Consider the following 12,909-nt stretch of genomic DNA (forward strand, 5'->3'; position numbering starts at 1 on the left):
ATTTTATTTCTTCAGAAAACCATTTGCTACAGCCAACCAAGCTGATGGTCCACCGGCAACATAACCTGTACTTCCAATCCCTTCAAAATTGACTTTACCCTCTTTTGTCGTGGCATTTGCTAGTATAATGGTAGGGAATCCTTGAATTCCGAAAGCCATTTGTAACTCATTATTCTGCTTTTTAATATCATCTGTCTGTGGCGCTTTCCTTGGATAATCCAGTTCGACTAAAACTACATTTTCCTTGGCCCAAGCCGCAAATTCAGGCGTTTTCAAAACTTCTTTTTGCAAACGAATACACCATCCACACCAATCGCTTCCGGTAAAAAATAGCAATAGTGGTTTCTTGGTTTCAGTAGAAATTGCCATTGCCTTAGTAACATTGGTTTCCCAAACTAATTCTTGTGCTTCGGCGGCAAATGAGCCAGCAAACAATAACAAAGCAACTATGATTTTCTTCATATTTATAATTTTATTGATTTAAAATCAAAAATGATACCTAAAATTTAACGAACACCGTGCATCAGTTTTTTAATAACCGGAGTCATCGCTACAGAGAATAAAGCAACTACAATGGAGATTATAGTCAACATCCAAAAGAAGTAACTCAATCCGTGTTCATTGGCAATTTTATCAATATTCTCTCCAAACATACCGGCACCTTTCATCCCGATTGCTACCGCTAAATACCAAACACCAAACATGAACGCAATCATACGAGCCGGAACTAATTTACTCACATAAGATAATCCAACCGGCGAGATACACAATTCAGCCATAGTATGGAAAAGATACACTAGAATTAACCAAATCATACTTACAGAAGCGGTTTTTGCACCTGCTTCGATTCCGCTTGCGCCAAAAGCTACACAAGCCATCCCAAGGGCTAATAGTCCCATTCCGATTCCGTATTTCAAATTCGCAGAAGGGTTGTATTTACTTTCCCACCATTTAGAGAATAACGGTGCTAATGAAATAATAAACAAAGAGTTTAAAGTAGAAAACCAAGTAGCTGGAACTTCCGTTAAAGCCGTGGTAACTTTGTCAATTTTCAATGCTTGCAAAGTTGAATCTGATAATGATAAATAGCCTGCAGTATAATAATCTTTTGTCAACATCCAGATTGCTATAGCCCAAATAATGATAAAACTGACACTTAGAATAATATTTGCCAGTGCATATAATTTAAAGGTCTGTTTGAATAATAAAATCAATACCCAAGTAATAATTACCAAAGGTAAAATAGTGATTAATGAATTCATCACTAAAAACACCACACTCCAATTGCCTGTTAAAACACGATCCGTATAATCACTAGCGAAAATGGTTAAACTGTTTGGTGACTGTTCAAAAATGGCCCAAAAGAAAATAGTCAGAAATGCGAAAAATGTAACCGCAATTAATTTTTCTTTGGTGATTTTAGAATATTGAGTAAATCTGTAAATCAACAATATAATAAATACGACTAAAGCAGAAACAATAGCAATAGCGTTTCCATTAGGACCTAAGAAAGAAAAAATATTCACTTTACCTCCCGATATTTTTGAAGCGGGATCATTTACAAGCCATAATAAAGCTAAAATAGAAGAGAAAGCTATTGCTGCTAATTGTATAGAAGAAAAAGGATTTCTTTTATCTGTATCCAATGCTTCTGCTTTTGCTTTACTTTCTTTATTTGGTTTTAAACCAATGTCTCCAAAGATATCTTGAGACAACCAAAATTGTAACATTCCAAAGAACATAAAGATTCCGGCTAAACCAAATCCGTATGTCCAACCTACTTTTTCTCCTAAATAACCACAAAGTAAAATCCCGAAGAACGCTCCGGCATTCACACCCATGTAAAATAAAGTATACGCACCATCTTTCTTTTCCGGACGATCTTTGTACATTTCAGATACGATTGATGTCATGTTTGGTTTAAAGAAACCATTTCCAAAAACCAACAATACTAATCCTAAATAAATAGAAAATTCAGTTTCGACAGCCATAGAAGCATGTCCTAGTGTCATTAAAGTGGCACCAACAACAACAGCCCATCTAAAACCAATTACTTTATCAGCAAAATAACCACCTAACATAGTAGATAAATAAACCAAACCCACATAGGATCCAAATAATGCAGACGCATTTTCACGAGTCCATTCCCAACCACCATCTGTAAAGGAAGCTGTTAAAAATAAAATCAATAAAGAACGCATTCCGTAGAATGAAAATCGCTCCCACATCTCTGTGAAAAACAAAACGAATAATCCCGCAGGGTGCCCTAAAACGGTACTTTTAAAAAATTGATCTGTAGTATTTTCACTCATATTATTAATTGTTTAATTCTTTATCTACTCCGTGCATTAATTTTTTGATCACTGGTGAAAGTGCCAAGAGCACTACTCCAAAACCAAGTCCTGTATAAAATAAGTATTCAAAAAGGACTAAGTAACTCTGTTTTGCTAAGTTTAAATCTGGCGCTGTACCATTTGAAGTATCCACTGATGCAATGTTAGCTAAGATGGATGCAATAAATTCAGAACTGGCTGTAGCCAAAAACCAAACCCCCATCATGAATCCTACGATTTTTACTGGCGATAATTTAGTAACAGCAGATAGTCCAACTGGTGATAAGCACAATTCTCCGCAGGTATGTAAAAAGTAAGTTAGAATCAACCAAATCATGGCTACTTTCCCCAAACCCGAGAGGCTAATCCCTAAAACCAAAGACCCAAACCCCAAACCTACCAACAACAATGCCATAGAAAATTTTACTGCTGTATTAGGATTGTATTTCCCTAGCTTTACCCATAACCAAGCAAAAACTGGGGCTAACAAAATAATAAACAACGCGTTGAAACTTAGAAATTGCCCCGCTGAGATCGTATATCCAAAAATTGTTCTATCTAAAATACGATCAGCAAATAAATTCAAAGAAGTATAAGCTTGCTCGAATAATGCCCAGAAGATTATGGTAAAGACAATCAAAATTGTCAAAGCGATTAGTTGTTCTCTCGCTTTCTTGTCCAGTTGCGTAACTGCATAATAAACGATATAAATAAAAGAAACAGCACCAGCAACCATCAAGGAATACGAAACGACTTCATGACGTTGCACCATTTGCCAAAAAACAAGTGCAGAAGAAACACTTACTAAGTATATTAACCATTCATTTTTGATACCAAATGATTTTTTCTCTAACGTTTCTGGAGCTTTTGGCTCTCCTTTGCCCATCAATAACTTTCTTCCGGAAATAAAAGTTACCAGTCCAAAAAACATTCCCACTCCAGCAGCACCAAAACCGTAGCTCCAACCGTAGGTCTCTCCTAGCCAAACACAAATTAAGGTTGCCAAGAATGACCCTAAATTGATTCCCATATAGAACAACGTGAATCCAGAATCTCTTCTTTTATCACCTGTTTCATATAGTTCTCCTACTAAGGAAGAGATGTTGGCTTTCAAAAAACCAACCCCTACTATGATCAAGGATAAGGAAAAGTAAAATATTTGCAAAGCGGTTTCGTCCCGTGTAATTTCACCTGTCATCGATTGTGTTGCGGCATTTCCTTCATAAGCCATTCCTACATGACCTAAAACCAGCATAATCCCACCAAAAACAATCGCTTTTCTAAAACCTAAATACCGATCCGCAATAAAACCACCTATTACTGGCACGGCATATACTAAAGCGGCATAACTTCCTATTAATAAATTTCCTGAAGTATCTGAAAAAAGATGGTATCGTGTCAGATAGAAAATCAACAATGCTTTCATTCCGTAAAAGGAGAAGCGTTCCCACATTTCTGTAAAAAACAATATAAAAAGCGCTTTTGGATGTCCAAAAAATTCTTCCTGATTCAATGCGTCGTTTGTCATAAAGTGCTGTTATAAATTTTCTTTAATGAAATTAGTCATTTTCGTGTACAATTGGACTCTCGTTTTCCCACCATAAATCCCGTGATTATTGTCTGGGTAAATTTGCGAATCAAATTGTTTATTTGCCTGAATCAAAGCTTCCATCATTTGCATAGAGTTTTGAACATGCACATTATCATCTCCTGAACCGTGAATCAAAAGGAATTTCCCTTTCAACTTATCCACATGATTTATTGGTGAATTATCATCGTATCCACTCGCATTTTCTTGCGGTGTCGTCATGTAACGTTCCGTGTACACGCTGTCATAAAAACGCCAGTTCGTTACCGGAGCCACAGCAATTGCCATTTTGAAAACATCATTTCCTTTCATGATACAATTAGATGCCATAAAACCGCCATAAGACCAGCCAAATATACCAATTCTAGCTTTATCCACAAAAGCGTAATTTCCTATTACTTTGGCAGCGTCAATTTGGTCTTCTACTTCGTATTTTCCTAATTGCAATTGAGTTACTTTTTTGAAACCAGCTCCTTTGAAACCAGTTCCACGTCCGTCAACACAAGCTACAATATAACCTTGTTGAGACAACATCATAAACCAATAATCATCCGTGCTGTTCCATTCATTATTCACTTGCTGTGAACCCGGACCAGAATATTGGTACATAAAAACCGGATATTTTTTTGCCGGATCAAAATCTTTTGGCTTAATCATCCAAGCATTTAGTTCGTTTCCTTTTGCTGTTTTCAAAACAAAAAACTCTTTTGCCGGTAAATCATAGCTTTTTAGTTTCGCAGCCAATGATTCATTGTTTTCAATAACTTGAACTTGTTTTCCAAATTTAGCATCGTTCAATGTATAAGTCGTAGGTTGAGCCGCGCTAGAAAACGTGTTGATGTAGTATTGAAAATTCGGACTGAATGTCGCAGCATTCGTTCCTGTATTTTGCGACAAACGCACTTTATTCTTCCCGTCAAGACTTATTTTGTAAACATCTCTGTTGATGGATCCATTCTCCACCGACTGATAGAAAACCGTATTTGTCTTTTCGTCTAAACCATAATAATTAGTTACTTCCCATTTTCCTTTAGTAATTTGGTTTTTCAATTTTCCAGTTTTGTCATATAAATAGATATGGTTGAAACCGTCTTTTTCGCTAGTCCAAATAAAACTGTTGTCTTTCAAGAAAGTCAAATTGTCTGTCACATCAACATACGCTTTGTCTTTTTCATTCAAAACTACTTTTGCAGCTCCTGAATTACCATCGATAAACAACAAATCCAAATTATTTTGATGGCGATTCAATACCTGTGCTGACAATGTATTCGCATCATTAGTCCATTTCATTCTGGCGATATAAAAATCATTGTATTTTCCTAGGTTAATATCTTTCACCGCATTCGAATTTACATCATAAATGTGTAACGATACAACAGCGTTCTTCTCACCAGCTTTTGGATATTTAAAGGTTTGCATCATTGGGTACAATTCTTTTCCAAACATAGACATCGAAAATTCCGGAACTTGACTTTCGTCAAAACGAATATAGGCTACTTTTTTGCTGTCAGCGCTCCAATCAAAAGCTTTCACGAAAGCGAATTCTTCCTCGTAAACCCAATCCGTAATACCGTTAATAATACTGTTTTTTTGTCCGTCTGTAGTTATTGGAGTCGATGTAGCAGAAGCTAAATCATATACATACAAATTATTTTCTTTGGCGTAAGCAATCTTTTTCCCATCAGGTGAAAAAGTAGGCTCTTGAACCTGAAAATCGAATAGTTTTCTTAATTTTTTATTGGCGATGTCATATAAATAATAATCAGCTGTAAACGAGTGGCGGAAGATTTGATTGGTATTACAAGCCAATAAAATCATTTTTTCTGAAGCGTCAAAAGTGTAACTGTCAATCCCGCCAGACAATTCTCTGTATGATTTTGTATCGATTAATGTTGACACTTTTTTTAATGTTGCAAAATCGTACAAATCAATCTGCATGCTTCTGGACTGCCTGTCAGCATTTAAAACCGTGTATTGATTTGTGTTTTTCAACGATTGTAATTCATCCATTCCCTGAGCTCGAAATGTACCGTTAAAAAGTTCATCAATTGTGATTTTTTGTTGACCAACAACCGTAAAACACAAGAATAAAAATAATGCTATAATTTTTTTCGAATACATACTATTTATTTAAAGATAAAAACCGTCAATTTTAGTGAAAAAATTACAATTATCGGTCATTTTATATGTTAAATGTAAAAAGTATTATAAAAAATAACCTTTCGCTGAATATAATTTGATTGTAAATAAAACGGCTAAAACCGTATCTTTGCAACTAATTACACCATAATCAATTGAGAATGAACAAGGCTATTAGCGGATTTTCTAAATTATCCAAAGAAGAAAAAATTAAATGGATTGCCAATCAATATTTTTCAACACCTACAGAAGCCATCGCCTTGCTGAAAAACTATTGGAATAGTGATGAAAAAATACAAAAATTACACGATGAATTCATCGAAAACACAATAACCAATTTCTATATTCCACTAGGAGTTGCTCCTAATTTCCTGATTAATGGAAAATACAGCACCATTCCTATGGCCATTGAAGAAAGCTCTGTGGTTGCCGCTGCCGCAAAAGCTGCTAAATTTTGGTCCACGCGCGGCGGATTTAAAACAACCGTAATTAATACCGAAAAAATTGGTCAGGTTCATTTTATCTATAAAGGTGATGTTTCCAAACTGAATTTGTTTTTTGCTCAACACAAAAGCAAATTTTTCTCAGAAACCGAATCGATTACCACAAATATGCAAAAACGCGGTGGCGGAATTTTAGACATTGTTCTAAAAGACAAAACCGATTTATTACCAAATTATTTTCAGCTACATGCTACTTTTGAAACCAAAGACAGCATGGGAGCAAATTTCATCAATTCGTGTCTGGAACAATTTTCCAAAACATTAAAAGAAGAAGCGCATAATTATAACTTGTTCACAGAAACGGAGAAAGAGATTGAAGTCGTAATGAGCATTCTTTCCAATTATGTTCCAAATTGCATCGTAAGAGCCGAAGTTTCGTGTCCAATTGAAGAATTAGAAGAAAAACACATTCTAAACCCTAAAGAATTTGCCGAGAGATTTGTGCAAGCCGTTCAAATCGCCGAAGTAGAGCCGTATCGTGCCGTTACGCACAACAAAGGAATCATGAACGGAGTGGACGCAGTTGTTTTGGCAACGGGAAATGATTTCCGTGCTGTTGAAGCAGGAATTCACGCCTATGCTTCCCGAAACGGAAAGTATTCCAGTCTTTCCCATGCCAAAATCGAAAACGGTATTTTTACTTTCTGGTTGGAAATCCCTTTAGCATTAGGAACTGTTGGTGGTTTAACTTCCCTGCATCCGTTGGTGAAATTATCACTTGAAATGCTGGAAAAACCGTCTGCCAAAGAGTTAATGCAGTTTGTAGCCGTAGCGGGTTTGGCCCAAAACTTTGCCGCTTTACGTTCTTTGACTACAACCGGAATTCAGGAAGGACACATGAAAATGCATTTAAACAATATCATCAACCAATTTGAAGCAAATGATGAAGAACGTATTTTTATCCAGAAATATTTCAAAAAAAATACCGTATCGCATAGCGCTGTGGTCTCCTTTATTGAAGGTTTAAGAAAATAAATTTTAGAATAAGCTCAGAGTTCCTAGACTTTAAGGAGTAAAAAAGATACTGAAATAAATTCAGCATACATGAAAAAAACATTCTACAGTAACGGAAAACTTTTAATCACGGGAGAATACCTGGTTCTTGATGGTGCTAAAGCTTTTGCATTACCCACAAAAATGGGACAAAATCTCATTATAGAAAAAGGAAGCAACAAAGAAATCCTTTGGAAAAGTTACGATGCGGATAGAAGCATTTGGTTTGAGGACACCCTTTTATTTTCTGATATTTCTAAAGAAGTGAATCCTGAAAACGAATCGGTCAAGAATACACTTACGACGATTTTGCACGAAGCTTTTAAACTAAATCCTGACTTTATTTTAAATTCAGATGGATACACAATCACAACAGAACTAGGATTTCCAAAAAGCTGGGGTCTGGGAACGTCATCGACATTGATAAACAACATTGCCCAATGGCTGCAAATTGATGCTTTTACCTTGCTTAAAAACAGTTTTGGAGGTAGTGGTTATGATATTGCTTGTGCGCAAAACGATAGTCCAATTGTATATAAATTGGAACAAGGAAATCCTATCGTTGAAAAAACATCTTTTAATCCGGATTTTACGGACAACCTTTACTTTGTGTATCTGAATAAAAAGCAAAGCAGTAAAAGCGCAATTGCTGCTTACAATATGAATAAAAAGAACAACCTGCCTAGAACAATCGCTTTAAATGACGAAATAACTTATGAAGTTTTGAATGCTACTACAATTCAATCTTTTGCATCCGCAATATATAAACACGAAGTAAAAATGAGTAGTGTTTTGGAAACTCAAACAATAAAAGAATCTTTGTTCCCTGATTTTAATGGTGTGATAAAAAGCCTTGGTGCTTGGGGAGGCGATTTTGTGATGGTTATATCGGAGGACAACCCAACACCGTATTTTAAATTAAAAGGATATGAAACTATTCTTCGCTATGATGAAATGATCTTATTCTAATTGGATCGTTTTTCTTAGACACTAAATTTCTAGATCGTTTTTCAAACTCAATCTGTAAAATAAAAAAATCCCGATACATTCAGCATGTATCGGGATTTTTATTTTGATTAATTACTTTTTGTAACTAGTAATTAAAATCTTGTCTGTTATCTTCAATTTTAGCGTTAGCTTTCAATGCAGGAACAACTCTGTTCGCATCTGAAGCACCTTGCGCTTTCAATTTAGCAACGTAAGGCGCATGATTTTTCAATGCTGGCGCTTTTACTGTACTTGTATTTTTAACCACATATACACCAGTATTTCCTTCAATAGGAGCTGACATTTTATTTGCTGCTAAAGAAAATGCATTTCCTACTACTTTTGGTTCAGGACCTACATTTGGCAACATGGTATTTTCCATGGTGATGTCAGCTGCTTGTTGCACCGTTCCTCCTACTGATTTCGCGATTGCTTCAAGTGAAGAACCCGTCATTTTAGCTTTGATCAGTTCTGCTTTTTTCTTGTTTTTAAGTATTTGTTCTACATAAGGTCTCGCTACAGAAACGGCAACTAAACCAGATTTATCAATACTTTTTACCTTTGCAATGACGTGTCCAACATTAGCCACTTCAAATCTTTTTACAGATCCTTCTTTAACTCCGTCTTCAAAAGCCCATCTTACAATAGTTCTTTGATTTCCTAATGTTCCAAAGTTTTCATCCATCCCTTTTACAGAGACAGCTGGAGTAACTTTAAGACCCATTTCTTTTGCTGCTTTATTAAAATCTTTATCCGCTGCATCCATTTCAAATTTAGTTGCTTGAGTAAACATTTTATCAGAAGTAGCTTCAGATGCTTCAATTTTTTGAGCTACAGTAGCCAAACGAATTCCGTCTTGCTTGTCTGTTACTTTGATAATATGAAAACCAAAATCAGTTTCTACTAAACCTACTTTACCTATTCCATTACTGAAAACAAAATCATTAAACGGCTTCACCATTTGGTTTGGACCAAAGTAGCCTAAATCACCACCCTGTTGTGCAGATGAATCATCAGAAGCTGTGAAAGCCAACATCATGAAACTATCTGGATTTGCAGTTACTTGGGCCAAAATACTTTCAGCTTTAGCTTTAGCTTGCTCTTTCGTTCTTTTTTCTTTTTGATTTGGAACTTGAGTTCCTTCGTAACCAATTAAAATATGACTTGCTTTTGCATTTACACCGGACTTCATTCCCATAGATTTAGAAATACAGTAGTATTTTCCAAACATGTAAGGACCATAAACAGCCCCTGGAGCCAAGTTGAACAATTTATCAGCATCTACAGCTGGTAAATCTTTCTTAGCGACATACGTTGAATCGTAAGGAACATCTGAATTTGAATTCACAAAGTCGATTGCATTTTTAGTAGTTCTAAATCCAGCTAGAGTGTCATTTTTTCCAGTAGCTTGGTTGTACACCACGCTTCCTGTCAACAATGCATTTATTTTGGTTTTTACTTCAGCCTCATCTGCTGTAGAAGCTTTGTCTTCAATCAAGACATATTCTACTTCACGAGATTCATCTGCTTTGAATTTTTTTTCATTTTTCTTCATGTAGTCAACAATCTCTGCATCGGTGATTTTTACATCACTATCTTTAATCGTCGAATATAAACCGGCAACATAAGCAAAGTTCACTTTGTTTGCTTCCATTTCGTATTTCATTTTCCCTTCACTTTCCGTTGTAAAAACGGCCGCTTTGATCATTGTGTTGTACATTTGATATTTAGCGTTTAGTTCAGCGTCTTTTTCTCTATCCTTTAAAAATTGAGCTTGTTCAGGATTTGACTTGAAGTATTCTTTGAATTTAGCAACATCAAATACACCAGCAGCATTCATAAACAATGGATTTCCACCAATATTTTGATCTGCTTTTAAAACTTCTAACAAGTGCTTTTCACCCACTCTAAGTCCTAATTTTTCAAATTCAGAAGTCAACAAAGCAATAGAAACTTCTTGGTCCCAAACTCTGTTTGCCGCTTCTGTTGAAGTAATCCCTTGCCCACTTTTCTCTACATTACTCACTTTAACTCTAAAGTCTTCAAATGAAATATCTTTATCGTCAATGCTTCCCACATCTTTTGATGTACTGTTAAAACCACCACTGTTGAATATATCACCTATGATAAATGCTAATAAACAAAACCCGATAACGAGTATCAGAAGAAGTGAACGTTGTCTAATTTTTTGTAAAACTGCCATTTTATTGTTGTTAATTTTTATATTCAGTTTGCGAAAATACAATTATCTAATTAATAATTATACTAGTAGCGTTTTATTTTGCAAGAAATTTTATTTTCATAATAAAAATCAGTCTTGAACGCTCATTTTAACTAATTCTATTTTCTTATTTGTTGCTTCTTCTATTATAAAATGATAGATTCCTATTGGAATGACGTCCCCTTTTTGCGGAATTTCTTTTGTAAAATCGACAATAAAACCACCTAGTGTTCCGTAGGAATCTCCCTCCGGAATTTGTAATTTATAGATTTGATTCAAATATTCTACATCTAAGCGAGCTGAAAATATATAAACACCTTCTCCGAGTTCTTTTTCTACCAATTCTTCATCAGAATCATGTTCGTCTTCAATTTCGCCAAAAAGCTCTTCAACAATATCTTCAATAGTTATAATACCTGATGTTCCCCCATATTCGTCCAAAACTACCGCGACACTTTTTCGCTTTTTAGTTAGCAAACTCATGGCATCCTTTATAAAAATTGTCTCCGGAACAAACTGTACCAAAATCACAATTTCTTTGATACTCTTTGGTTTTTTAAACAAGTCAAAGGAATGCACGTAACCAATAATATCATCAAGAGAATTTTGATAAACCACAATTTTAGAATAGCCCGTTTCAATAAATAACGCCCTTAGTTCTTCGATTGAATCAAATAAATCAATGGCTATAATTTCGGTCCTAGGACTCATTACATCTCTGGCTTTAACACCTGAGAACTCTAATGCATTTTGAAACATGAGTATTTCTGAATCTACCGTTTCATTATCCTCCACCGTACTCATTTGTTCTGTAATGTAGTTTCCTAGTTCAATTCTACTAAAAAACAATGATACACTATCCCCTTGTGTTTTAAAGAATTTTTTTAGTATGAAATCCGAAATTTCTACAAAGAAAGCAGCTATATATCCAAAAATCTTGTAAAAAAAATAAGCTGGAATTGCAAAAAATTTAATTAATGAGTTGGCATAAATTTGAAAAAAAACTTTGGGAAGAAATTCTGATGTGATCAAAATAAGCATCGTTGAAACTAGCACTTGCAACAGGAGCAAAAATCCTTTGGATAGAGGATAGTCTACGGTTAAAAACCAACGCATCAAAACATCGCCCATTAAAAAACCATAAACCACCAAAGCAAGGATATTGCCTATCCCCATGGAGACAATAAAATTCGTAGGCTTCTCCGTCAGTTTAGTCAATATTTTTGACAGAAAATTATCTTGTTTTTTTTCAATCTCAAGATATATTTTATTCGAAGAGACAAAGGCTATCTCCATTCCTGAAAAAAAAGCACTTAGTATTAGACACAGTATGATAATACTAGCTTCCATCAATTAGGAATTTTTATTTCTATCTTCAAATTTTTTAGCAAATTTTCTTCTAAAGAAAAACATAAAGATAGCTAATCCTGCAATCATAAAACTCAACCACGGATTTCCCAATGCAGGATCATTTATTTTGGTAAAGCCATCATAAATGAAATAAGCTCCAAAAACAAGATAAACGTATTGTGTATATTTTAAGTAATTCATAATGTAAAAATTATTCGTTTGTTTCTACTTCGCCCGTTATTTTCTGAGAATTAATGACCTTGAAATCTTTACTGAAATCAATTCCTTGACCGTTTGAAACTCCTTTAGGGTCGGTAAATTTAAATTTTCTTTCGGTAAAAAACCATTCGTTTTTTTGATCAAAATACAGCTGCTCTGTTTCCAGCATTTGACCCTGTTCTGTAAAAATTTTCACCTTTCCTTGTAAATCAATTATGTTAGTCCCTTTGAAAGAGATTGCATAATTTGATCTTATAAAGGTTTTCTTTTCTTTTTTATCGTATAGTGTCACATCAATCCCTTTAGGGAATTCAGTAAAAGGAAAATCAACACTTGCGTAATCAAGCATTTTAAAACTTACAAGAACTGCAGTAATGCGACCGGAATCCGTATACTTGAGATTGACCTTATCCGCATCGCTGCTAGGTACAAATTCAGAAAAATTAATTTTTTGTATCTCTTTAAAATTACTTTCGCACCCAAAAAACAGAGTCACAGCAAAAACTGTGACAATCCATTTGATAGTATATTTTTTAAATAAAGTCATACGATTAACTTTCGAAGAACCTGTAGTGG

At 34.9% G+C, this 12,909-nt stretch carries 10 protein-coding genes; 2 read left to right on the forward strand and 8 right to left on the reverse strand.

Annotation, left to right across the window (positions count from 1 at the left end; translation table 11 throughout):
- Positions 1-3: 3 nt before the first annotated feature.
- From BLS90_RS04265 to BLS90_RS04280, 4 genes are read right to left on the reverse strand one after another with little or no spacing between them, the layout of a single operon-like run.
- Positions 4-462, reverse strand: coding sequence for a thioredoxin family protein (locus tag BLS90_RS04265; RefSeq protein WP_091255638.1), 459 nt, complete (start codon positions 460-462; stop codon positions 4-6).
- Positions 463-506: 44 nt separating this feature from the next.
- Entirely contained in the window at positions 507-2,312 is a 1,806-nt protein-coding gene (locus BLS90_RS04270) for a peptide MFS transporter (RefSeq protein ID WP_091255641.1), read from the reverse strand.
- A gap of 4 nt (positions 2,313-2,316) precedes the next feature.
- Positions 2,317-3,861 (reverse strand): peptide MFS transporter, encoded by a 1,545-nt coding sequence (locus BLS90_RS04275; RefSeq protein ID WP_091255644.1) that lies wholly within the window; start codon positions 3,859-3,861, stop codon positions 2,317-2,319.
- A gap of 9 nt (positions 3,862-3,870) precedes the next feature.
- Positions 3,871-6,042, reverse strand: a complete 2,172-nt coding sequence (locus BLS90_RS04280) for a S9 family peptidase (RefSeq protein WP_091255646.1) — start codon at positions 6,040-6,042, stop codon at positions 3,871-3,873.
- Positions 6,043-6,221: 179 nt separating this feature from the next.
- On the opposite strand from BLS90_RS04280, the gene BLS90_RS04285 reads away from it, so the two are divergent.
- On the forward strand, positions 6,222-7,538 hold the full coding sequence (locus BLS90_RS04285; RefSeq protein WP_091255649.1) for a hydroxymethylglutaryl-CoA reductase, degradative: 1,317 nt from the start codon (positions 6,222-6,224) through the stop codon (positions 7,536-7,538).
- Between the two features lie 69 nt (positions 7,539-7,607).
- On the forward strand, positions 7,608-8,525 hold the full coding sequence (locus BLS90_RS04290) for a GYDIA family GHMP kinase (RefSeq protein WP_091255652.1): 918 nt from the start codon (positions 7,608-7,610) through the stop codon (positions 8,523-8,525).
- 124 nt (positions 8,526-8,649) lie between these two features.
- On the opposite strand, the gene BLS90_RS04295 is transcribed toward BLS90_RS04290, so the two are convergent.
- The 4 genes from BLS90_RS04295 to lptC all read right to left on the reverse strand — a co-directional run bounded on the left by BLS90_RS04295 (position 8,650) and on the right by lptC (position 12,880).
- On the reverse strand, positions 8,650-10,746 hold the full coding sequence (locus tag BLS90_RS04295) for a peptidylprolyl isomerase (protein ID WP_091255655.1): 2,097 nt from the start codon (positions 10,744-10,746) through the stop codon (positions 8,650-8,652).
- Between the two features lie 108 nt (positions 10,747-10,854).
- Complete coding sequence (locus tag BLS90_RS04300) at positions 10,855-12,114, reverse strand: hemolysin family protein (RefSeq protein WP_091255657.1); 1,260 nt, start codon at positions 12,112-12,114, stop codon at positions 10,855-10,857.
- Between the two features lie 3 nt (positions 12,115-12,117).
- Positions 12,118-12,315, reverse strand: coding sequence for a hypothetical protein (locus tag BLS90_RS04305; RefSeq protein ID WP_091255660.1), 198 nt, complete (start codon positions 12,313-12,315; stop codon positions 12,118-12,120).
- 10 nt (positions 12,316-12,325) lie between these two features.
- Positions 12,326-12,880, reverse strand: a complete 555-nt coding sequence (gene lptC / locus BLS90_RS04310; RefSeq protein ID WP_091255662.1) for an LPS export ABC transporter periplasmic protein LptC — start codon at positions 12,878-12,880, stop codon at positions 12,326-12,328.
- Between the last annotated feature and the right edge of the window lie 29 nt (positions 12,881-12,909).

Source organism: Flavobacterium omnivorum, from assembly GCF_900099915.1.
GTDB lineage: Bacteria > Bacteroidota > Bacteroidia > Flavobacteriales > Flavobacteriaceae > Flavobacterium > Flavobacterium omnivorum.